The 20,946-nt window shown below is 39.9% G+C and carries 30 protein-coding genes; 4 read left to right on the forward strand and 26 right to left on the reverse strand.

The window, feature by feature from the left end; translation table 11 throughout:
• Positions 1-363: 363 nt before the first annotated feature.
• Positions 364-1,281: a glycoside hydrolase family 25 protein gene (locus tag PBAT_RS14575; protein ID WP_068650677.1), complete on the reverse strand. Its 918-nt coding sequence runs from the start codon at positions 1,279-1,281 to the stop codon at positions 364-366.
• Between the two features lie 153 nt (positions 1,282-1,434).
• Between PBAT_RS14575 and PBAT_RS14580 the strand changes: the two genes are divergently transcribed.
• On the forward strand, positions 1,435-2,433 hold the full coding sequence (locus PBAT_RS14580; RefSeq protein WP_068650678.1) for an aminoglycoside phosphotransferase family protein: 999 nt from the start codon (positions 1,435-1,437) through the stop codon (positions 2,431-2,433).
• Between the two features lie 54 nt (positions 2,434-2,487).
• Here PBAT_RS14580 and PBAT_RS25775 read toward each other — a convergent pair whose 3' ends face one another.
• The 4 genes from PBAT_RS25775 to PBAT_RS14590 all read right to left on the reverse strand — a co-directional run bounded on the left by PBAT_RS25775 (position 2,488) and on the right by PBAT_RS14590 (position 4,176).
• Positions 2,488-2,616, reverse strand: coding sequence for a YjcZ family sporulation protein (locus PBAT_RS25775; RefSeq protein WP_211267830.1), 129 nt, complete (start codon positions 2,614-2,616; stop codon positions 2,488-2,490).
• A gap of 114 nt (positions 2,617-2,730) precedes the next feature.
• On the reverse strand, positions 2,731-2,838 hold the full coding sequence (locus PBAT_RS25780) for a YjcZ family sporulation protein (RefSeq protein WP_211267831.1): 108 nt from the start codon (positions 2,836-2,838) through the stop codon (positions 2,731-2,733).
• Positions 2,839-3,002: 164 nt separating this feature from the next.
• A complete protein-coding gene (locus PBAT_RS14585) occupies positions 3,003-3,251 on the reverse strand; it encodes a helix-turn-helix domain-containing protein (protein ID WP_248912430.1) in 249 nt (82 codons plus the stop codon).
• Between the two features lie 10 nt (positions 3,252-3,261).
• Positions 3,262-4,176, reverse strand: a complete 915-nt coding sequence (locus PBAT_RS14590) for an SMP-30/gluconolactonase/LRE family protein (RefSeq protein ID WP_068650679.1) — start codon at positions 4,174-4,176, stop codon at positions 3,262-3,264.
• 179 nt (positions 4,177-4,355) lie between these two features.
• Between PBAT_RS14590 and PBAT_RS14595 the strand changes: the two genes are divergently transcribed.
• Entirely contained in the window at positions 4,356-6,335 is a 1,980-nt protein-coding gene (locus PBAT_RS14595; RefSeq protein ID WP_068650680.1) for an elongation factor G, read from the forward strand.
• Positions 6,336-6,392: 57 nt separating this feature from the next.
• Complete coding sequence (locus tag PBAT_RS14600) at positions 6,393-7,064, forward strand: tetratricopeptide repeat protein (protein ID WP_068650681.1); 672 nt, start codon at positions 6,393-6,395, stop codon at positions 7,062-7,064.
• 5 nt (positions 7,065-7,069) lie between these two features.
• Here the strand turns inward: PBAT_RS14600 and PBAT_RS14605 are convergent, their stop codons facing one another.
• The 12 genes from PBAT_RS14605 to PBAT_RS14655 form a co-directional block, all read right to left on the reverse strand.
• Positions 7,070-7,702 (reverse strand): SGNH/GDSL hydrolase family protein, encoded by a 633-nt coding sequence (locus PBAT_RS14605; RefSeq protein ID WP_084403084.1) that lies wholly within the window; start codon positions 7,700-7,702, stop codon positions 7,070-7,072.
• A gap of 150 nt (positions 7,703-7,852) precedes the next feature.
• Positions 7,853-8,635: a class I SAM-dependent methyltransferase gene (locus PBAT_RS14610; RefSeq protein ID WP_068650683.1), complete on the reverse strand. Its 783-nt coding sequence runs from the start codon at positions 8,633-8,635 to the stop codon at positions 7,853-7,855.
• Positions 8,636-8,653: 18 nt separating this feature from the next.
• Positions 8,654-8,956 (reverse strand): hypothetical protein, encoded by a 303-nt coding sequence (locus tag PBAT_RS14615; protein WP_068650684.1) that lies wholly within the window; start codon positions 8,954-8,956, stop codon positions 8,654-8,656.
• A gap of 11 nt (positions 8,957-8,967) precedes the next feature.
• Positions 8,968-9,366: a DUF2500 domain-containing protein gene (locus PBAT_RS14620; protein ID WP_068650685.1), complete on the reverse strand. Its 399-nt coding sequence runs from the start codon at positions 9,364-9,366 to the stop codon at positions 8,968-8,970.
• Positions 9,367-9,477: 111 nt separating this feature from the next.
• Positions 9,478-10,521 (reverse strand): DUF1835 domain-containing protein, encoded by a 1,044-nt coding sequence (locus PBAT_RS14625; protein ID WP_068650686.1) that lies wholly within the window; start codon positions 10,519-10,521, stop codon positions 9,478-9,480.
• A gap of 32 nt (positions 10,522-10,553) precedes the next feature.
• Positions 10,554-12,056: a MocR-like pyridoxine biosynthesis transcription factor PdxR gene (pdxR, locus tag PBAT_RS14630; protein WP_068650687.1), complete on the reverse strand. Its 1,503-nt coding sequence runs from the start codon at positions 12,054-12,056 to the stop codon at positions 10,554-10,556.
• 97 nt (positions 12,057-12,153) lie between these two features.
• On the reverse strand, positions 12,154-12,291 hold the full coding sequence (locus tag PBAT_RS25785; protein ID WP_211267832.1) for a hypothetical protein: 138 nt from the start codon (positions 12,289-12,291) through the stop codon (positions 12,154-12,156).
• Positions 12,261-12,458 carry a chorismate mutase gene (locus tag PBAT_RS25790; RefSeq protein WP_068650688.1) on the reverse strand — a complete coding sequence of 66 codons (198 nt, stop codon included), beginning with the start codon at positions 12,456-12,458 and terminating at the stop codon, positions 12,261-12,263. Before PBAT_RS25790 ends, PBAT_RS25785 begins: the two co-directional genes overlap by 31 nt.
• Before the next feature lie 55 nt (positions 12,459-12,513).
• Entirely contained in the window at positions 12,514-12,822 is a 309-nt protein-coding gene (locus PBAT_RS14640; protein WP_068650689.1) for an AzlD domain-containing protein, read from the reverse strand.
• Positions 12,819-13,541: an AzlC family ABC transporter permease gene (locus PBAT_RS14645; RefSeq protein ID WP_068650690.1), complete on the reverse strand. Its 723-nt coding sequence runs from the start codon at positions 13,539-13,541 to the stop codon at positions 12,819-12,821. The genes PBAT_RS14640 and PBAT_RS14645 overlap by 4 nt, the downstream gene beginning before the upstream one ends.
• Positions 13,534-14,316 carry a B3/B4 domain-containing protein gene (locus tag PBAT_RS14650; RefSeq protein ID WP_068650691.1) on the reverse strand — a complete coding sequence of 261 codons (783 nt, stop codon included), beginning with the start codon at positions 14,314-14,316 and terminating at the stop codon, positions 13,534-13,536. The genes PBAT_RS14645 and PBAT_RS14650 overlap by 8 nt, the downstream gene beginning before the upstream one ends.
• 156 nt (positions 14,317-14,472) lie before the next feature.
• Entirely contained in the window at positions 14,473-14,904 is a 432-nt protein-coding gene (locus PBAT_RS14655) for a GNAT family N-acetyltransferase (RefSeq protein ID WP_068650692.1), read from the reverse strand.
• Positions 14,905-15,224: 320 nt separating this feature from the next.
• Here PBAT_RS14655 and PBAT_RS14660 point away from each other — a divergent pair, with 320 nt between their 5' ends.
• Positions 15,225-15,527 (forward strand): hypothetical protein, encoded by a 303-nt coding sequence (locus PBAT_RS14660; RefSeq protein WP_068650693.1) that lies wholly within the window; start codon positions 15,225-15,227, stop codon positions 15,525-15,527.
• Positions 15,528-15,639: 112 nt separating this feature from the next.
• Here the strand turns inward: PBAT_RS14660 and PBAT_RS14665 are convergent, their stop codons facing one another.
• The 9 genes from PBAT_RS14665 to PBAT_RS24825 all read right to left on the reverse strand — a co-directional run bounded on the left by PBAT_RS14665 (position 15,640) and on the right by PBAT_RS24825 (position 20,916).
• Positions 15,640-15,837: a YwbE family protein gene (locus tag PBAT_RS14665; RefSeq protein ID WP_068650694.1), complete on the reverse strand. Its 198-nt coding sequence runs from the start codon at positions 15,835-15,837 to the stop codon at positions 15,640-15,642.
• Positions 15,838-15,955: 118 nt separating this feature from the next.
• Positions 15,956-16,408: a MarR family winged helix-turn-helix transcriptional regulator gene (locus PBAT_RS14670; RefSeq protein WP_068650695.1), complete on the reverse strand. Its 453-nt coding sequence runs from the start codon at positions 16,406-16,408 to the stop codon at positions 15,956-15,958.
• Positions 16,409-16,473: 65 nt separating this feature from the next.
• A complete protein-coding gene (gene pdaA, locus PBAT_RS14675; protein WP_068650696.1) occupies positions 16,474-17,265 on the reverse strand; it encodes a delta-lactam-biosynthetic de-N-acetylase in 792 nt (263 codons plus the stop codon).
• 66 nt (positions 17,266-17,331) lie between these two features.
• Complete coding sequence (locus tag PBAT_RS14680) at positions 17,332-17,784, reverse strand: VanZ family protein (RefSeq protein ID WP_248912431.1); 453 nt, start codon at positions 17,782-17,784, stop codon at positions 17,332-17,334.
• Positions 17,785-17,805: 21 nt separating this feature from the next.
• On the reverse strand, positions 17,806-18,477 hold the full coding sequence (rpiA, locus tag PBAT_RS14685; RefSeq protein WP_068650697.1) for a ribose-5-phosphate isomerase RpiA: 672 nt from the start codon (positions 18,475-18,477) through the stop codon (positions 17,806-17,808).
• Positions 18,478-18,613: 136 nt separating this feature from the next.
• Positions 18,614-19,498, reverse strand: coding sequence for a GNAT family N-acetyltransferase (locus tag PBAT_RS14690; RefSeq protein ID WP_068650698.1), 885 nt, complete (start codon positions 19,496-19,498; stop codon positions 18,614-18,616).
• Between the two features lie 77 nt (positions 19,499-19,575).
• Positions 19,576-20,004, reverse strand: a complete 429-nt coding sequence (locus PBAT_RS14695) for a hypothetical protein (protein WP_068650699.1) — start codon at positions 20,002-20,004, stop codon at positions 19,576-19,578.
• 37 nt (positions 20,005-20,041) lie between these two features.
• The gene (locus PBAT_RS24820) at positions 20,042-20,362 is read right to left on the reverse strand and encodes a P-loop NTPase family protein (RefSeq protein WP_169810123.1); all 321 of its coding nucleotides are present in this window, start codon (positions 20,360-20,362) and stop codon (positions 20,042-20,044) included.
• Entirely contained in the window at positions 20,338-20,916 is a 579-nt protein-coding gene (locus tag PBAT_RS24825; protein WP_149466310.1) for a P-loop NTPase family protein, read from the reverse strand. The genes PBAT_RS24820 and PBAT_RS24825 overlap by 25 nt, the downstream gene beginning before the upstream one ends.
• Between the last annotated feature and the right edge of the window lie 30 nt (positions 20,917-20,946).

Genomic DNA, 20,946 nt, shown 5'->3' on the forward strand with positions numbered 1-20,946 from the left:
AAAAGACGTTTGTTTTGGATATTATGTATAAAAATGCTCCCTCAGGGAATGCTTAGTTTATCGACATCAAGAAATTGTCGTAGACAACCGCAAGAAGACTTACGTTTCCCCATAAGCTCTTCGTCCGGTTTCTCCTCTCCCATGAGGACGCCCTGCAAGGGGCGTCCAATTTTTTTGAAGTCTAAACCCTTGGTGTATATGCCTTTTCTTCAATGATATCGACAATATTATTATTAGAAAACACTAATTGTAGACCAAATAAAAAATGATACTTCATAACGCATGCTAATAAATATACAAAAGCCTCGGATTATTCCGGGGCTTTTGTATATTTTCTTTATATTACCAACGTCTTTGCTTAGACTATTTGCCTTCTTTCTCAATTGCCTGCAACCTTTTCTCAAGATCAGCAATCTGAGTTGTGTTACCCGCAATTAATTTAAGAAAATTATTTCTCAACCTATTAATCACTATTGCAGTCTCTTCTCGTGTTATATCTGCACCTGGTCGCGTTCCATCAAAATAACCATTTGCCTTCGCCTCTGCCCAATTATCAGCAGCCCACGCACTAACAACATTAATATCTCGTTCTGTCACCGGTACACCTCCTCCACCTGCCACTTTATACGCAGCCTTTAATTCTGCCAACGTTCCGTTATATTCATTAAGATCAACGGGTCCTGATATCCCTGCTACAGATCGGCTACCGCTAGAACGTGTTCCCCCAGTAGAACCATCACTATATTGCCATATCGTCCACTCTTTCCATGCCTTAACATCCCATGGGACAGCCGTCCCGTATCGAGCAATCCATAATGGATATCCCCCTATTTCTAATCCGAATTGTTCAGCAAAACTATTACCCGTATATAGGAGTGGAGTGATCCCAGTAAGTCTCTTAATCTCTGCAAGAAAAGTTTGTGCAATTAAGTTTACTTGAGCTGTTGAGATACCATTTATTATTTCATAATCTAATACAGGTGGGAGATCAAATACCTTCACTCCTCCAGCTTCCTTTATCGCAGCATAGTAGTCATTGGCTGCCGACTTCGCAAGGGTAACTGTCGTTACAGATTTGTCTAGATAATGATAAGAGCCTACCAAAATACCTGCAGCTTTAGCTGCTGAGACGTTCTTCAAGAACATTCTATCTATTGAAATTTGAGTGGCTTTAATAAATGCGAAATCTATCCCATCAGCTGCTACCTTCGCCCAGTTAATCACACCCTGATGATGTGAGACATCGATCCCCTGTACATTTGTACTCTTACGCGATTGCATTCATATCCCTCCTTCCTCTCCTCGTTACAGTAGATTCTTTGCATATATCAACTGCTTGTGTTTTTTGTCTGTCAGTTACCCGATAATCTGATAAAATAATATTCTAATACATAAGCTTTATAATTTAAGATCAAAATGTGGAGGTTATCACCATTGACTACCCAAATATATTTTGCTTCTAATAAATTAGGTGTGATTAGCAATCATCAATTACAATTAATGCTTGACCGGTTTAGTCTTGGCACATTAATTTCTTCAGAAAAAACGGTATTAGGTGTCATGGGACAAACCATGAATATATCCTCATCGACAGGTGATTATATTTTAAAAGGTAATCCTCTATTTCATGGACAGCTCTTAGAAGAGAAGTACTTTGTAGACCATTTACATCAACATAGTACACTCAAAGTTCCGTCACCTTATTTTATCGATGAGGCTGAAGATATCTTTGGATGGAATTATTCCATCATGCCCCGTCTCCCAGGTACTCATATGAATGCACCTGACATTCAACGCATTCTCACAACCACAGAAGATAAAGAACAACTGGCTGAATTAATGGCAAACACACTAGTCGAATTACATGGTTGGAAAGTTGCACAATTCGGAGAATTCGATTCACTGACTCATACGGTTCGTCCTTTTAAAGGTTCATACAGAACATGGCTGTATTCCACCATTAGATATTGGGTAAATGATGCTACTAAATACTCAGTAATAACCAACCAAGACTTAGCATGGGTAGAGCATATACTTGAAGGTTCGCAAGATGTTTTTGATGATCTCCATTCCCCAACGTTTGTCATGGGTGATTTCAAACCTGAGAATTTCCTTATTCATAAACATAACGATGAATGGACAATTAGTGGCATATTCGACTTTACCACATCCTATTTCGGAGATGGCATCGCAGACTTACCCAAAATAACTACTATGTATTTAGAAAATGGGGATGAAGAGCTGGCAAGAAGATTCCTCTCCAGTTATTTAAATTCAACGGAGCATCAAACATTTAAAGACCGTTTCCGAATTCACATGCTTCATCATTGTGCTTTAGTATGGGGATGTGCGAAAGCAACTCAAGGAGTCACCTGGGATGACGATCTTTCTTTTACCGAATGGGCTAAGAGATTCATCGAATTCTCAATTTGATAATAAAGTGACCTGGAGGCATTCCGCTCCCAGGTCACTTTAGTTATATGATAATTAACATAAGCCTAGGCCAAGTGTAATGATGACCAATAGAATAAAGAGTACAAGAATTGCTCCTGTAGAACCGAAAGGTCCACAGCCAACGCCTCCAACGCCTCCAACTCCTCCAACACATCCGCTCATGAATTTTCCTCCTTTCGAAAGGAAGTCTGTTTTTCATATTCAATAAAGTATTGGAGACAGATAATTATTTAGTAATTTCCTGTCTATCATGATGTTAGGGTTGGTCGGGTGTGCTTACAGAATAAACGCGCGTGTAATAATAACTAGCAAAATGAAGAGTACCAAAATCGCACCTGTTGATGTGAAAGGACTCGGGCCAATACCATAACCTACTTCGCTCATTCCAATTCCTCCCTTCCCTTTAACATATTGTAGGATATGTCATTAAGGGGCGTTTGGTCTGGACATTTCCCCAATTGAATTCATATTTCAAGCCCAATTTAACTAAAAGAGAGACCCCTATTCAGAGCCTCCCCATGATAATCTTCTATTCAACAAACTGAATTTCACAATTCTTTTGCCGCTTGAACTCGTTTTCTCTGATCCACAAGACCAGAATCCCCGTGCTCTCGATACTTCCTCATCCACACTTTGAGTCGTCCAATATCAGTGATTCCTAGTTCTGTAGCTACTTGTTTCTTGGTCATGCCTTGGAGTCTCATACCTACTGCCTTTTTCTTCGTATCCAAACTGTAAGAACTGAAAATCTGCCCTTTCTTGGCCAATATAATCACCTCAAGATATTTATCGGACATAAGAGGTATTTTATGTAACCATTTTCGCGTTCTTCTCCAAAAATTTGGCCCCAGATTGATAAGGAATTGTTGCTTGACCCTTCACCCCTGTCTTGATACGAAAAAGATTCCCCGATAATGGTTTTTCCTCCAAAAGATCGTATTTCATTCCCGTACAGGCAGTTGTAATGTAGAGATCTTCCAATTCTCTACCACCAAATACACAAGACGTCACATGACCAGAGGGTACCGCTATTTGATCTAACAACTGACCTGTGTCTGGATTCCAGCGTCCTACCCTGCCTCCATTCCACTCTGCAATCCAAAGCATACCTTCCGCATCTACTGTCATTCCATCCGGATAACCTGCATCATCTGGCATCTTAAAAGCCATTCGACGGTTACTTATCGTTCCCTTAGCCCCATCGTAATCAAATGCATCTACTTGCCGAGACGGCGTATCAATAAAGTACATCGTACTACCATCGACGCTCCATCCTAGTCCATTGGATATAGAAACATCATCCAGAACCTTACGAACAGATAAATCATGATCTAGACAATAAAGTGACCCGCAGTTCTCTTTGCCCTCAAGGCTCATGGTTCCTGCCCACAATCGCCCAAATGGATCGCATTTACCATCATTAAATCGATTGTTTGGACGATGTTGTTCTGGATGGGCAATGAATGTCAAAGTTCCTGTAGACAATTGATATTTATGAAATCCTTCATATAATACAACGATGACCTCATCCTCACGATAAGGAACAACTGCACCAATGGATTGTCCTATTTCATAGGTAACATCTTCTCCCGAATCAAGATAATAGATGTGTAATAGATGTAATTCAATATCCACCCACAACAATCTGTTACTCACAGCATCAAAACTTGGTCCCTCACCTAGCGTTGCATTTGCATGAACGACAACTTCCAATGGTTCCATCAGATATACACGCTCCTTATACATATCCTATTTACTTCATCACTCACATTCTAATATGAGGAGTTGTCCCAGTCGATAGTCTGATAAGTATTCCTTACAATACTAATTCTTATATTTAGCAATACATCCCTGTGATATAATAGAATCAACTAAAATTTGTAATCAACGGGGTTGTACACATGGTAAGTCATACGATGAGAAACGTCGGTATTTTTGCACATGTAGATGCAGGAAAGACGACTACTACAGAACATATGTTATTTAAGAGTGGCTCTATACGGAGCTTAGGAAGTGTCGATGATGGAACTGCCCAAACAGATAATCTAGACATCGAACGTCAACGGGGCATTTCGGTTCGTGCTGCCACCACGTCTATTGTCTGGAGAGACATCTATATAAATCTGGTAGATACTCCAGGTCATGTGGATTTCCTATCAGAAGTGGAACGCTCAATCAGAGTTATGGATGGAGCTATATTAATCGTATCTGCTGCTGAAGGCATCCAATCACAGACAGAGACCATCTGGCATGCGCTGCGTTCCCTTAACATACCTACGATTATTTATGTGAATAAAATGGATCGAATCGGGGTATCCGTACCTGATGTGTTAGAGCAAATTAAACGCCTTCTCTCCCCATCAGCAGTCCCCATTCAGGTTCCACAAGGTGATGGGGAAGATTTCACAGGGTTACTACCTATTTGGAATACACTTCCAGACGGCAAGAATTTCGGATTAGACTTATCATCCGTCATATCAACCATCGCAGACCATGATGAAGAGCTCATGTTACGCTATATCGAAGGTGATCAAATATCCGTGGAAGAACTTCAGAATCGATTCCAATCCCTTTCAAAAAGTGGGCAATTATTCCCCCTCTGCTTCGGTTCTTCCCAAATGGATATTGGTGTGGCTGAACTCATGGATGCCATTACCACGTACCTGCCATCCCCAGAGGGTGATAAAGAAGCGCCTCTATCAGGCATCATTTTCAAAATTGAACGTGATAAATCCATGGGACGCACTGCTTATGTGAGATTATATAATGGATACTTAAGAAACAGAGACCTAATTCATAACGTTACAAGAGATATCCATGAGAAAATCACACAAATCCGAAAACTCGATGGAAGAAAGTTCGTAGATTTAGGACAGGTACTATCAGGTGATATCGCTGCTGTATATGGATTAAGTCAAAGTAAGATTGGTGATGTTCTAGGGAGTACTGTGGGTGTGCCTGCCTCCCCTGACATTGCGATTCCTTTACTTACCGTACAAGTACATATACAAGATGACCATCGGTATTCCGACTTAGTAGAAGCACTACAAGAGTTAACAGATGAAGATCCACAACTTGATTTACAATGGCTCCAAGATGAGCGAGAGCTTCACCTTAAAGTCATGGGTGCGATCCAATTAGAGATTTTATCGAGCTTGCTTATGAGTCGCTTTGCTCTTGAGGTAACATTCGACCAACCATCTGTCATCTACAAGGAGACGCCAACAACATCTGCTGAAGGGTATATTGCATATACCATGCCTAAGCCTTGCTGGGCCGTTCTTCGTTTCCACATTGAGCCGCTTCCACGTGGTAGCGGACTGGTATACCACTCGGAAGTCCGATCCGATGATCTTCTTATTCGATACCAGAATGAAGTGGCTCGGCGTGTTCCAGAAGCCCTCCTGCAAGGACTTCATGGATTTGAAGTGACTGATCTCAAAGTAACTTTAACCGAAGGGGAACATCACGTATGGCATACACATCCCCTTGATTTTGTAGTGGCGACTCCAATGGGGATTATGGATGGTCTTGCTAATAGTGGCACTACCCTCCTTGAGCCTTTGCTGAAATTTAGAATAACTACTCCAGAAGAATATGGCGGGAAAGTACTAAGTGATCTCGTTCAAATGAGAGCAGAATTTGAACCCCCATCCATTATCCATGGGAGATTTATGGTGGAAGGGATTCTGCCTGTAGCTACTTCTCTTGACTATCCTGTGAAATTACGCTCTATGACCGGCGGACGAGGGGTTATATCTTCTTCCTATGCTGGATATCAGGCATGTCCACCCGATGTACATGTAGATCGTCCAAGACGTGGCGTAGATCCACTTGACCAATCAAAGTATATTTTAAGTGTACGAAATGCCCTATCGTAGCTGCAAAGTAACTTATTAAGGAACGATTTTAACTTAAAGTAAAATAAGGAGGAAATTATGATTAAATTTATTGGTTTTATGTTGTTATGGAGGTTAGTAGGGAACCCATTCCTTGCTATTCTCATTATTCTGGTCGTCGTCTATCTCCTTGATCGCCGTTATGTGGGTGTATTCCCGAGCTTAACAAAACCTTACAAAAGAATGAAGAGAATCTCCACACTACGTAGAGAGATCCTAATGAATCGTAATGATGTCACTTCCAAACACGAGCTTGCTCGTCTCCTCATTGAACGTAAGAAGTTCCAAGAAGCACTTGAACTCCTTAATTCCATACAAGTACAATTTGATCATTCAGCAGAGTACTGGGATGATCTTGGTACCGTCAATCTAAGACTAGGTCATATCCAAAAGGGTGAAGAATACATCCTTAAAGCACTCGCCATTAATCCTCGTGTGAAATATGGGCAACCTTTCCTTCGGTTAGCCGGAATATATCAACACTCAGATCAACAAAAGGCAGAACAATATGTAAGAACATTTCAGGATATTCATTCTTCTTCAAGTGAAGCATCCTACCTATTAGGGATGATGTATAAAGAAATGGGACGTAAACAAGAAGCAACCGATGCATTCCGTGAGTCCATTGATATTTACCGTTCTCTTCCTAAATACAAAAAACGCCAAGAACGAAAATGGGCCGTTCGAAGCGTTTTTCGGAAAATGAGTTAGCCCAGTTAATCCAAAGAGCCATAACCTAATCGATTTAATTGTTCTGCAATAATACTGTAACCATACCCATTCGGGTGAAAGTGGTCAAGTGAGAGTAGCGCTCTCTCCCTACCCTTGAAAGAAGCATAGATATTGGCAACCGCAAATGTACTGTTCGCATAGCTTTCTAAATACCGATTGTATTGTTGAACATAATAGGATGACCCTTCTATTTGAGGAAAGGGATTGTAAAGTCCCACTGCCCGGATGATGTATGGACGTTTGGAATTCTTTTTTAACTCGTAAGTCGTTTTAAGTATTCGAGAGAAATTGGTCTTACATTTAGAGAGAGCTTCATGGAAATCGCGCCCAGATAAATTACCCGCTGACGACTTGGCCGCCCGTATCAGATCGTTACCTCCAATGGAAATCGTTATGATATCGGCTTGACTTACTAATTGTCTGAACGAAGGATTTCTGCTTATATAATCATACAATCCTTGTGACGTTAATCCATTCACCCCTAAATTATCATAGGCGACAAAAGTTCTTAGATGACGCTCTGCTAACCTTCTGTATACTGGAACAAATCCGTTTCCCGGTAAAGCCCCAAAGCCAACTGTCAATGAATCTCCTATTGCAGTGTATTGGAACGCCACATCATTCAACCTCCTGAACATCTCTATTCGAACTATCTAGATACTATAGTTTATGAATATTTGATGCCCTCTGCTACGGGAGAATGCCCTACTATCTTGTACAATTGCTAGAAGACAGTAGATGAGTCAATGTTTCTTATAATTATTAATTCACACCTTTTTTCTAGCAATCCAAATGGTCCATCTATCCGACTCCTGTATTACATTGCCACTATCATCTATTCTAGTGTGAATGAATTGTATTAATTCCTCAACTTCTTCATCATTCAATTCATGAAGAATGGATCTTCCCGTTCTTCCCCTAAGGTCTTCTTCTAACTCACTGAACTCTTGATATGTTTTTCTAGCTTCCCAGAATTGAACTTCCTCTACCATTTCAAATTCATTTCTGGTCAGTGCGCTAATAACTTCATCACTTGAGAACCTTCTACGTGTTTCTTTTTCAATCAAACGAGGATATTTCTCAAAAAAACACCCTCTAATATGTGTCTCGCTACCCGGTAATAAACAATCTTCAGGTGTCCGGTCTTGAACAAATAAGATCCCTCCAGGCTTTAGAATTCTAGCTGCTTCTGCAAAGCATAAATCAATTTCAGGTATATGATGAATCAATGCTCGCTCTAAGACTAGATCTACAGATGAATTAGATAATCCAGTGTCCAAAGCATTTCCTTGTTCATAAGAAATATTATTGAAACCTTTACAGTTCACCATAGCCCCTTCAAGATTCGATCTTGAAAAATCCATAGCAATGACTTTGCTTGCGCCCAGTTCAGATAATACTTTTGAATATATCCCCCCTCCACAACCCAGATCAAGGGCGGTAAATTGATCACCGTAAATATAATTCTTAATGAGTTCATTCCAATCTGTATCCGCAATTCTAGTGGTGTATGTAAATTTATTATTCTCGTCATGAAAATTAATTGTCATAAGATTCCCTCCTTTCTATCATTCGATTAACTCATCAATGATTTCAATATTATAATAGCTTGATTGATCTATTTCTTTAACATCTCCAACATACACTAATCTAGCGAATCCTCTTTTTATGATCTTAGGGGTTTTAAGAACTTTATAATGATCAACCTTCCATTTCGTTCCTTCTCCCTCCAGTTGATAAAGCTCGATCTCATGCGTGGTACTATGCGTATTTTCATTTTTTTGCGGTTTGGATTCACTTAGAAATGAGAGCGTAATTATATTCGTACATAGCAGGACTACAATGATAAAAGGTAAAATCTTGTTCTTCATAATCCATCACCTCAGTGACTCGGCTGTCTTATAAATTCTTTAAATCTAGTTCCTTGATAGGAAAGTTCACCTTGATCTCCAACCGTCGTTAGACCGTAATGGTTACCTCTGACATGCATTTCTTTTCGTGAGCTATCTTCAAATTCAAAAGTAATAAAGTAATTCGTACTCGCACTCGAATCGCCCGATCCTCCCGAGACTTCCGTTCTCTTATCAACTACCTTACATCTCTGTTTCAGAATCTCAGCAGCATTATTTGAACTCCAAGTCTTTAATCCTTTAATAATTGCATAAGTGAATGCCCCTACTACTAAGGTTATTAATAGCCCTCCAAATAATATAAAAAACAAAGGCAATTCGCTAATAAATCCAAAAAATCCTGGTCCTGGCGGTCCACCAAAATTATTCATTAAAAATCTCCTCCTATATTGGTCATTTCTTTCTCCATAAACTTGCCCACAAAAAGGATTTCCCGAAACTATTTTTTATCATTATATCCGTCATAGTCTATCCCTCTCCATTCAAATCTTTAATCGCACACTATAATATCTCATCGCTTTAGGAACTCCCTTAATTTCAAGTATTCCGCTATAGATAAGCTGCCGAAGCCGATGCTCAAAGAATGAATCCGTCAAGAATTGTTCTAGATTACCGATGACCTCTCCAATCACTCTTGCTGATTTAATGAACTCGTAATTCCCGAAGTTGTTATGAAGCTTACTCACTGTTTCTATGATGTACTGGTCATAGTAATCTTCATTAACATGAGTTATTTCTTCCTGTTCCCAGATCCGAAGGTCAGAGGAATTCCCAGAGACATTTGACCATTCCTGCTCAAATGCCTCTCTTTGCGTTCTTGTTATTGCAGCTACACTTTCATTATGTTGCATAATCTGGCCGAGCTTCTCAGGGTTAATTTCTCCCGTATGTCTATAATAAGTTGTGAGTTCAGGTGTATCAAACAATGTATGATTATCCACCTCCGTATTAATCACATAGATCGGGTTCGATTTGTTACGAAAGAGATACAATGTATAACGTAAACCAATTTGTTCTAGTGCATTATTTCCTGTCCATATCGTGATGGGGATATGCTCTGGTATTCTCTTTAGTTCCGTTACAACTTTGTTAAAAAACTCTTCCTCGTACATGAAATTGTCATAGTCATCATCCAGATGCATACGTTCTCGAAACCATTCTCGTCTATATTTACGCCCCTCTGGTGTGTTCAACTGTTGCATTGGACCCACGGCGTAATTATCCCGTAGAACTATCACATGATGCAGTAATCGTAATCCCATTTGCTTAAGTGCAAATTTTAGCCCGCCCGCTGAAGAATCGCCAAACATAACATGGACGTGGCTTAATTGATCACCGAAATCGGCATTTGTTTTTGTCGTATATCCCTCAATTAATCCCTTATACTCCTTCGTTGTGTCATGAACGAACTGTTCCTTTGAATATTCTCCATTGTCTAACCGCTCTATATTAAGAAAGAAATAATATAATATAGATTTCGCTTCAATTTCCGTTAAATCATTCATCATTTTGCGTAAATCCTTCACCACATCACCCCTTTAGCTGCTAATAATAATCGTTACTCCTTACATTCCTGTTCAGCACGAGCTACCAGCTTAATCCCCGCTCTGATTTGACTCTTGGACAAATTAGCATATCCTAATAGAAAAGTAGCTTTGCTCGGTTGTGAATCTATGTAATAATCCGATGCCGGATATATTTGGGTTCCATATTGCATTGCCTTCTTGGCAATTAACTCTTCGTTAACCGAGGTATCCAGCTCAATTAACAGGTGTAGACCTGCCTCATCTCCGAAATAGTGAACCCGATCCCCAAATTCTTGATCTAATGCATTCACTAAACAAGCCCTGCGAGAGGCATATAATTTACTCATGTAACTCACATGTTTGGCATATTGTCCTGATTGTATAAAATCCGCAAGTGCTTCTTGTTCCAACGTTGGGCTCATTCGATCAGTAATCCATTTGATCGCTAGAAATGGCTTGAGTAAGACGTAGGGAAGTATGGCATAGCCAATACGTAATGCAGGAAATAGGATTTTACTGAAGCTTCCTACATATATAACCCTACCACTTGAATCAAGCCCTGCTAGCGCAGATACTTTGGGGCCCACATATCGGTACTCACTATCGTAGTCATCTTCAATAATGAATGCCCCTGTCCTTCTTGCCCAATCTAAGAGTTCTATTCTCCGGTTAAATGACATCGTCACACCCACTGGAAACTGATGGGATGGTGTAACATAGATAAGTTTCGGGTGGCTATCAGCCTCTTTACTATGAATTGCTATACTCTGATTAATCTCATGAACACATATTCCGTCTTCGTCTACGCGGACAGGGATTACTTCGCCGCCTGAGAATCTGAAGATTTCACGTAAAACATTATGCGTAGGATTCTCTACAATGACTTGCTCGCCATCCTTTAGACATAACCGGGCAAGGATGTCTAATGCTTGAGTAGCCCCCGATGTAATGACAATCTGTTCAGCTGAAGCGGGAATAGACCTTGTAGAACGCACCAAGCGTGCAATCTCTTCCCTTAGTGCTAGTGATCCTTCTGCTGACCCATAAGTAAGCATCTCTGGCGTTGCCCTCCGACATGCTTCAGTCAACGCACGCTGCCAACGATCCATCGGAAATGTATCCCAGGCTGGAATACCATGCCGGAAATCATAGAGAATTGTAGCGTGGCTATTCACATTTCTAGATAACGGATTATTTTCAACCGATTTAAAATTCGGAACATTTACCATCAATTCATTGTCTATATTTGCTTCACTATAAAATAGGTCAGTGTCTATTACTGCTGCGTTAGCAGCAATAAATGTCCCAGCACCCCTTCTCATCTCCAAGTATCCCTCGGCTTGAAGCTGTTCATAAGCTTGAAGAATAACACTCCGGGAAACTTGAATTTTCTCTGCCATTAGCCTTGTCGATGGTATTGGATCACCGATTCGTAAGCACCCACTGGTAATGGATTGTAGAATTTGCTCGTAAATTTGCCTTGTGAAGGATGTAGCAAGCTTTTTATCTATTCTGATTAGCAGCTCGTGTGTCAATCGAATTTCATCCTTTCACATCCATACTATTTCCGTATTTAGCGTGATGAAAGCCTCCGATTTCTGAGTAACCGGAGGCTTGTTTATAATTCCAATCTCACACTACAGAATCATCTAATTGTTGTCGATGATGTAGATACTCTAGCTGCATATCCGTTAGGACAGTAATTAGTGTCTCGTAAGTTGATACTGCAATCTGTGGTTCTAGACCATTCTCCTCCGCAAGTTTTGCCACCTTATCCAGTACCTGTTGGACTCGATCAATGGAGCGTACGGAATCTTCATTTTTTTCAAGACCATGATATTCTTTACGACTTGAGTTCTTTCAGCAAGCAGTGCCACTATTTGTCGATCAATACGATCTATTTCTTCACGTTGTATAGTAAGTTTCTCCTGATTCATTGAACATTCCCCCTAACATTTCAATCGCTTCATAAGATTTATTTTACATTTTATTCTAAAATAAGTAAATTAATTTGACGATAACAGCCGCTAGAACAGAGATAACAATCACCCCATACAAAGGCACTTTCTTTACAAGTAACATTACTACAGCTACTATACCCGCTACAAACCCTACCCTTGGTGTCTCAGCATCCACCTGAAATATGCCAGGAATGATTAATGCACTAAGTACAGCCAAGGGGAGATTATCCAGCAACCTGCTTTCTTTCTGTCTTGGCTCTGACTTTTTCCTAATCAGTAGAGGCGTAAATCGAAATAGGAAGGTGATAATACCCATTCCCAGGATCAATAATAGCGTCATATGACATCACTCCCGGTCTTCTCCTCTTGTGTAGGTATCAAGTTACCAACGAATGCACCGATTATCATGGCTACCAACACCGTAGATGTTCCTAAATATGGATCTAAAAGCCACGAAGAGACCGCTGATGAGATACTGATAGCTATGTTTCGGTTACTTCCCCGTAATTGAGGAATAATCAGTGCAATCAGCAAGACATATAACGAAGTATTAAGTGCTGGCAGGATGCTAATTGGAATATAACCCGCAAGCAATATTCCAGCATACGTTGCTATTAATGTTACTGCATAAGGCGGGAACACTAACCCTAGTAAGTAGGGAATAGATTGCTTTCCAACTTGCCTACGATTCTTTTCAGACATCATACTTACCGCATATACCTCTTCTGTTAACCCGAATCCAATGAGTCCTTTAAATATAGGCCTAGTGTCACGATTCAGCCTTCGAGAAAATGATATGCTTATAAAAAAATACCTTAAATTAATAATCAAAGTAAGGAGTAGAATGATCGGTGCTGCGGTTCCCGCCGCCAACAATTTAGCACCTATGAACTGACTCGCCCCGGCGTACACTAACGCAGATAACAGAAACACTTCCCAATTCCCTAAGGAAAGAGTCTTACCAACAAGTCCAAATGTGAAAGATGCTGGGATATACCCTATGACGATAGGAACGGAATCAAGAAATCCTCTCTTCAGTTGTTCCACGTTATTAGCCATGATTAATAACTCCCCCCCCCGAGTTAAAGGTATGCACGGGGTACTCTCGATGAATAAAGGCTAATTTACATGATCCCGCATCGCTAAACGGCTGTAGTAACTCATTCAGAAGGTATGTTGTAGCCTCTACTAGTACTTTAGCTTCTTTATGAACGGCTTCAATGGTAAACAGTACCTGTGAAGATTCTGATGTGACTTTAATCGTATCACTCTGTCTCCAATTCCAACGTCGAGAGTGAGCTCGTTCTGATTTGTCCACATAGATAATTTCACCCGGCACAGGAAATTCATATTCATTTACCTTCCCAATCGGCAAAAACCGTTCATTCCCCTCCGCGCTTCGAATGACCAATTCTTGTACGTCAGAGATATCACATGCAGCAATAGGTGTACATACTTTCAAAGAAATGGCATTACATAAATTCACTAACGTATTTACCCGAGGTAATGAACCTCGTTCGATCACGCGTCTTATGAGAGATTCTGCTGCGCAAGGATACCTTGACGGTTTGATACCAAACTGACTATAAACCTTTCGCCAAGCTGCGATTGTTGGTAACTCACTGATTGAATCCCTTCGTACCTCAGAGTTCAATATTTCTTGTTCCATATGCCTAAGTAACGCATGAACCGCGGTGTCTTTATCTAGGTTTGTAACATACGGAGCGTGAATCAATCCAACATATAAATCTGGTGCAATGGTAAAAACTTCGTTTGTAAATTCCACTGTAAACGATCTTCTGCTCCCAACATGCATATTACTAAGTTCACGCATACGAATATCCTCCTTAACACTGCTACTTTAAGGTGAATTGTAACTTATCCATATGATTGTTATAAATATCCACTTCCGTGTGAATGCACCATACCAATAAGAAAGACCTGATGGAAGATCTCCATCAGGCCCTTTGTCATATACAATAAAGTTATTCTATTCTTCTTCGTCCTCTACTTCATATATACATTGGAATCGTTCAACTCCTGGATAGATTTCACCCAGACTGATAACAACGAATCCAATATTACGATAAAAGTCTACCGCATCTTCATCCGTCTCCGTGATTATTCGAGATGGCTTTTGCGCTTCAAGCAACTCAAAGAATATTCCCCTTCCGTATCCCTTAAGTCGATTCTCCGGCAAAATAGCCAAATGATTAACCGTAAGAACTCTCTCTGCGTCAATCTCAAAACCAATTAAGCCTACCAATAACTTCTCATCCTCAAAGCCGTATAGCTTCAAAGACTCTGTCTCCTCATAATGCTTAATAGCCGCATCCAAAGATTTATCATCTGGAAAAACAGCGTAGGACAATAGCTCTGTCACTTCCGGTTTACGAATATATGATTTTACGTTAACTAACATGTATATGTATACCTCCAGCAATTTTGTTCAAGTTAATAACTCTACTACGTTACTTTAAAGGGTTTGATGGAGAATATCAACTTCGATTCACCCTATACGACATACGACTGAATTAACACGCAAATAATTCATATATGATGCTCCCCTTTAAGATTTCCATCTGCTTGTTGGTAATAGTGAAGACTTTGCCTATTCATGTATAATGAATACTAATAACTAGATAGAGACGAACCCTCATATTCATGATTCACTTTAGAAATGATTGAACTTGTGAACGCAAAATTTAGTTCAACCTTTATAGATAGGGATGAATAGCAGCTATGGCTTTTGGAATTAACCGAGAAGAATTATCGCAATGGAAAGCAGCCGTAAATCGAGGAGAAATTGCTTACCTCACTCATTACTGGGTCGATCCCCGATTTCCTAATATCAACACCGTTACCAAGGTAGGCTGTGCAGATCTAGAACGCCTGTCTAAATGGTGTATCGCAAACGAATTGCCACCTAAATATATTCATCATCGCACGATGTTTCCTCATTTTGACCTTATCGGTCCTAAGCAACGAGATATATTAATTCAAGAGCAATTGTGGAGTCATCTGGAACGATTCGGGATGATATAATAAATCCATCCCATAGGTGAACAATAAAGGCAGCCTTAGGACTTGTAGTTAATCAAGTTCTAAGCTGCCTTTATGTATTCACTATTTAGTTATTCATCACTCCATAAGGAGCTTATTTCTGAATAATATGTTGTACACGTCCAACCTGACCACTGGTTAAACGAACTTTAATCCCATGAGGATGTTTCGGTGAGTTGGTAAGGATATCCTTGACGATACCACGAGTTAACTTCCCCGTAGGTTGATCTTGCTTAAGTACGATATCCACTTCAATTCCTGAAGATATCGTTGATCGTAGTTGACCATTCATTGTTATTCACTTCCTATATATCATTTATTCATGCTATTTATGATGAGAAATTCCCTCAACGAAAACGATACAGGAACTGCCTTCGTTATGCAAATAAAATTGACAATGAACCATTAATCTATTGGGCTGAAAGCCCTAACTTCTTCAACAGTTCAATCGCTTGTTTCTTCTCTTCCACATCTAATCCTCCAACAGAATGTACGATTGTATTCTGATGTTGAGGAAAGACCTCTTCAATAAAAGTACGTCCTTCAACTGTAAGATCAGCAAATATGACTCTTCGATCGTCTGGAGAAGCAATTCTAACGAGCAGATTTTTATTCTGAAGCTTATCCACGACGTACGTAATATTCCCACTTGAAATAAGGACTTTCTCTCCAATTTTCTGTAGAGGTTGAGGACCCTTATGATATAACAAATCTAATACTCCAAATTCTGTTGAATTCAACCCAAAACTCTGGACACTACGAATAGAGTGAGACATAACTGAATTATAGGCACGTGCCAACACAATAAATAAATCAAGCGATAGCTCATCATTATTCTTTAAGTTTCCCTTATTTTCTTCCATTAACAAAACCTCCGAATGCATTATCTTTAATTAAAGATAATGCATTCGGAGGCCTATTGTCAAACTTAATATGTCTTTTTCTGCATTTGATTCAGACTCTTGAATTCATATCCCTGTTTTCTAGCATCATCTATGATCCGTGTCATAGCCTCTGTATTGTCTTTGGAAACTGAATGCAGCAATATAACCGCACCTGGATGAAGTTGATTCATGACTTGCGTGTAAGCATACTGTGAACCCTTTTGGGTTGCTGGATCCCAATCTTTATAAGCAGCAGACCAGAATACATTCGTATATCCCTCAGTACGGCTAGCCGCAAGCATGGATTCATTAAAAATACCTCGTGGAGCGCGAAGATAAGTCATTTCCTTTTGACTAGTTATATCGGCTACAGCCGTCTTCACTTTCAGCAATTCACTCTTCAATTGGTCGTTAGAAATCTGAGTCACATCAGGATGGCTCCACGAATGATTCCCAACAATATGGCCCTCGGAGACCATTCTTTGAACCAATTCTGGCTTATCCTTCACATAGTGTCCTGTTACAAAAAAAATGGAAGGCACTTTTTTTTCTTTTAAAATATCTAGAATTTTCACTGTATAACCATTCTCATACCCATTATCAAAGGTCAAATAGATCTCTTTTTGATTCGTATCCCCAAGAAAGATGGCTCCATGCTTTTCAAGAATGCTTTTGAACCCTTCCTCATTGATTGACGGAAGTTGACCATTTTTACTTTTCTTGAAACCGAAGTGGTACGCTCGTTGATCGGGGTTAGCCTCTGCTGTTGCTAAGGGTTGAACGATTTCACAAATGAATAAAAGACAACCCAAAATAAGAAAAATTCGACGTTTCATCGGAGACCAGTCACCTCTATACAAGATTTCATGGTTAATTACCAAGTTAGAGGTAATATTCCACATCTACTCATAAGATATGTACCGTTTGAACAATAGTCGAAGTATTCCGTATCCTATGCACACGCCAGTGACATTGAGAATTACGTCATCAATATCACAACTGCCCGCTCGTAGCAACATCTGAGATAACTCTAATACCGTTACGATAAGGAAGAAATAAACCATCAATCGCCAATAAGATCTCAACCTTTTAAAAAGAATTGGAAGTATTAATCCAAATGGAATAAAAACTCCGATATTTCCGAATAAATTAATGATCCACGCTACGTTAGATGCCTGATGGATACTTCGAATAAAGATCCCTATGGTTTCGAATGGAATGACGTTATACACAAGAGGTCCGTTAGCGTGTCTTGTACGACCAAAACCAATAAACATCCAATACAATAGGCATGCACTATATACAATAATCAGAACTCCAAGAATATATTGGCGCCTTTCCTTTCTAATAGTCACACTTGACACTTGTTCAACCCCTTACTTACGTTTCAAGACTTCCACGATGCCGTCATAATGAGCAATCACCGCTAAATCAGCTCGTCCAATAAACAAACCATTATCTACCACACCGGGAATATTGAGAATTTCATTGTGAAGTTTAAGTGGGGCCGAAATCGTTCCGAAGTTGCAATCCACGATGTAATTCCCATTGTCAGTGATAAATAGCTGTTCTTCATCTGTACGCAACTGGGTTCGACAACCGAGTCTTTGTAGTGCGTTAAGTGTCCACTCCACAGCAAATGGAACAACTTCAACGGGAAGCGGGAATTGTCCTAACGTATGGACCAACTTACGCTCATCCGCAACGATAATCAATCTTTTGCTATGATGGGCTACAATCTTCTCTCTGAGAAGCGCCCCGCCTCCACCTTTTATCAAGTGCAAATCTAGATCAACTTCATCTGCTCCGTCAATCGTAAGATCCAGACCATCTATTTCGTGAAAAGGAATAATAGGTATCCCTAGTTCCATCGCCTGTCTCTCCGATGCTTTAGAGGTCGCTACTGCCTGTATCGATAAACCTTCCTTTATACGTTCCCCAATCTTTTGGATCGCCCAATAGGCGGTAGAACCTGTCCCTAATCCCACTTTCATACCATCTTCAATGTATTGCACAGCATATTCTGCTGCGATTCTCTTCATGTTCATAAGATTCACACTCCCAGAGAAAAATAAAGTTTCATTTATACAAAAGGCTGAACTTATCAGATCCCATTCCATAGGATGATAAATACATCGTTATTGGAATGGGTCGTATATGCTCAGCCATCATTATATTATGACATTAAGAATTAAAGACGAGGACGACAGAATCAGATCTAGGTTCATAACCTACCTTCATGTAGATATGGTTAGAGATAGGATTACTCATATCCGTATATAAACTAGCAAATTCATAGGGACCACGTAACATATTTCGCGTTAGTGTAGACACACACGAACTAGCATATCCTTTATTTCGGTGTTCGAATGGTGTATATACCATATTGACGACAGCGCCGTGTAATGTGGGTCTCGTCTGCTGAGCCATGGATACAGGTTCACCATCATCCCATAGATAGATAGCACATTGTTCCGTCCCACGTTGGGCCATCTCAAACGCCTGTTTATGAGTTATTTCTTCTGAAGCTTCCTTAGCAAAATCATAAATCCACTCAGCTAACATCGGAATATCTCGTAATTCGGATGCTCTAAAGATCCCTGGACTCAACTTCACATCTTGTACTTTTGTGCAGGCATAAATCCGTTGGTCCATCTGAACCCCATAGGATTGCCCAGTAACTTCATTCCACTTTTCTGCAAATAAATGAGCTGTCTCATGAAATGCAATAATACTGGGAACTGGAATGACTTCTTGATGAAGGATATAATCAATTGCTACAGAGATAGCATTAGATCGCACGTCATGGCTTTGCACCTTGTCGCTAATATAAACAATGAGATGAGCAGTTGTCTTAAGTAGAACAAGTATATCTTGCTCTCCATCGCTTAAGACTACCATAAATGGTAAGGGACCCTCGTGATAAGCATCTTTAGCCGTATGCTTAATTGATTGGACTAATCGGTATGCAATACCCAGTGGAAGATTATTAAGCACTTCATTCTCCATTAACAACGGTTCAGCGCGATCTAAGAAATCAGATGGAACTTCATAACTCTGAATATGCATGATTCAATCTCCCTTCATCAGCCCATTTTTTCTACCATAACACACTAATGGGAAAAGGAAAGGATGAATTATCGCATTTAACCATTTTCAGACTTCGTTAACACCTTTTCTAAACGATTTAGCACTTCTTTTTCTTCCTCATGAACCACTAATTCATGCATAGCTACCCCAGACAATAACGTTCCTTTTTGTTTAGCATTTCTAATGTTATGAAGCAGTACATTCTCAGCCTCATAAAGTTTGAGTTCACCACGCTTGCCTGTTACCCGACAAAGATAGGCATTCATATGTTGTTCCCCAACAACATATGAGGTGTGAAACAATGCAACAAGTGTTACTGCATCCTGTTCTTGCCATTGGTTAGTCATATGAACCGTATATTGTAATGATGTAGCATCAGGTCCATTACTTGTTCGTTTCCCTGCAATAATCTGCGAATTCTTCCATGCTAACACTCCAGCTGCACCCAGCATAATGATGGCAACCACTAATGCAACATATATCACTTTGTATTCTCCTTTGTAGCGTGTTCATAAGAAACACTCAATGTCCTAATAGAGTTTGAAGAAGCTCTTGTCTCAGTTGTTCACGATCATAATGTGAGTTATCTATCATTGTCCGTGGAAGAGATAGCTCATTCATAATTCTCTGTTCCAACTGTTTTCTAGCATGAAGTACTTGTAGCGTCCCGTCCATTCCAGAATAACCACGAGCTTGTCCGTATCCTTGGAGCGTATAATAATCCACGAATCCACTAGACCATTCCTTTGGTCGTTCTTCCACTGCTTTATTGAAAGTGATATCGTATTCCTTCTGGTCCAAATAAATTAACATCGGATTCAGCGAACCGATAGCATCCTCCAATTGCCGAACATAATGAATCGATTCCGCTTCATTACGGTTATGTTTGACCATTTGACCATGCTCATCGTAACAGGGTTCTGGATGAAACAACATTCAAATACATATATCTTCTTTTGAACTGTCGCTGCCTCTGCGAACCTCTTCCATTTAGCCGCAATAAGTTCCATATTCCGTTCAAAAGATATTTCATAAATGTCTTGTTTGAAAATATCGTCATATAGCGTATCGGGTAGTCGAGATTGATCATCCTGTTGCATCTTGCGATAGGATAAGAAATAATTACCCCCTTCATAGAATGCCGTTCGATTGATCAGCATTTGATGACTCTCATGTTGACCACACAATGCCTCCCATTCCTGTGGCGTGAAGATCGCAACACCTTCATAGTCAGCTGGATGATCCACATCTCCCTCTAACACTAATTGTACATCCTTACCTTGTTCTTTAAGAATGTCATACACCATCTGTGCACCCGTTGATTTCCCTGAACCTGGAAGCCCTTCGACTAATATTAATTTCGTATTTAAGTTCAAGTCCTCACCTCTAATACTCATTTTAAGAAATTTCACTTCATATAGCAAAGG

It is taken from the genome of Paenibacillus antarcticus (assembly GCF_001637225.1).
GTDB lineage: Bacteria > Bacillota > Bacilli > Paenibacillales > Paenibacillaceae > Paenibacillus_AQ > Paenibacillus_AQ antarcticus.

Coding starts and splice junctions, on each gene's coding strand:
- PBAT_RS25780 (WP_211267831.1), bottom strand. CDS start 2,838: ATGAGCGAAGTAGGTTATGGTATTGGCCCGAGTCCTTTCACATCAACA.
- PBAT_RS14620 (WP_068650685.1), bottom strand. CDS start 9,366: ATGAATAATTTTGGTGGACCGCCAGGACCAGGATTTTTTGGATTTATT.
- PBAT_RS14595 (WP_068650680.1), top strand. CDS start 4,356: ATGGTAAGTCATACGATGAGAAACGTCGGTATTTTTGCACATGTAGAT.
- PBAT_RS25775 (WP_211267830.1), bottom strand. CDS start 2,616: ATGAGCGGATGTGTTGGAGGAGTTGGAGGCGTTGGAGGCGTTGGCTGT.
- PBAT_RS14600 (WP_068650681.1), top strand. CDS start 6,393: ATGATTAAATTTATTGGTTTTATGTTGTTATGGAGGTTAGTAGGGAAC.
- PBAT_RS14590 (WP_068650679.1), bottom strand. CDS start 4,176: ATGGAACCATTGGAAGTTGTCGTTCATGCAAATGCAACGCTAGGTGAG.
- PBAT_RS14610 (WP_068650683.1), bottom strand. CDS start 8,635: ATGACAATTAATTTTCATGACGAGAATAATAAATTTACATACACCACT.
- PBAT_RS25790 (WP_068650688.1), bottom strand. CDS start 12,458: ATGAATCAGGAGAAACTTACTATACAACGTGAAGAAATAGATCGTATT.
- PBAT_RS14690 (WP_068650698.1), bottom strand. CDS start 19,498: ATGCATATTCAGAGTTATGAAGTTCCATCTGATTTCTTAGATCGCGCT.
- PBAT_RS14640 (WP_068650689.1), bottom strand. CDS start 12,822: ATGACGCTATTATTGATCCTGGGAATGGGTATTATCACCTTCCTATTT.
- rpiA (WP_068650697.1), bottom strand. CDS start 18,477: ATGAACATGAAGAGAATCGCAGCAGAATATGCTGTGCAATACATTGAA.
- PBAT_RS14585 (WP_248912430.1), bottom strand. CDS start 3,251: ATGTCCGATAAATATCTTGAGGTGATTATATTGGCCAAGAAAGGGCAG.
- PBAT_RS14575 (WP_068650677.1), bottom strand. CDS start 1,281: ATGCAATCGCGTAAGAGTACAAATGTACAGGGGATCGATGTCTCACAT.
- PBAT_RS24825 (WP_149466310.1), bottom strand. CDS start 20,916: ATGAGTATTAGAGGTGAGGACTTGAACTTAAATACGAAATTAATATTA.
- PBAT_RS14645 (WP_068650690.1), bottom strand. CDS start 13,541: ATGGCTAATAACGTGGAACAACTGAAGAGAGGATTTCTTGATTCCGTT.
- PBAT_RS14655 (WP_068650692.1), bottom strand. CDS start 14,904: ATGTTAGTTAACGTAAAATCATATATTCGTAAACCGGAAGTGACAGAG.
- PBAT_RS14615 (WP_068650684.1), bottom strand. CDS start 8,956: ATGAAGAACAAGATTTTACCTTTTATCATTGTAGTCCTGCTATGTACG.
- PBAT_RS14670 (WP_068650695.1), bottom strand. CDS start 16,408: ATGGAAGAAAATAAGGGAAACTTAAAGAATAATGATGAGCTATCGCTT.
- PBAT_RS14665 (WP_068650694.1), bottom strand. CDS start 15,837: ATGAATGGTCAACTACGATCAACGATATCTTCAGGAATTGAAGTGGAT.
- PBAT_RS14660 (WP_068650693.1), top strand. CDS start 15,225: ATGGCTTTTGGAATTAACCGAGAAGAATTATCGCAATGGAAAGCAGCC.
- pdaA (WP_068650696.1), bottom strand. CDS start 17,265: ATGAAACGTCGAATTTTTCTTATTTTGGGTTGTCTTTTATTCATTTGT.
- PBAT_RS14650 (WP_068650691.1), bottom strand. CDS start 14,316: ATGCGTGAACTTAGTAATATGCATGTTGGGAGCAGAAGATCGTTTACA.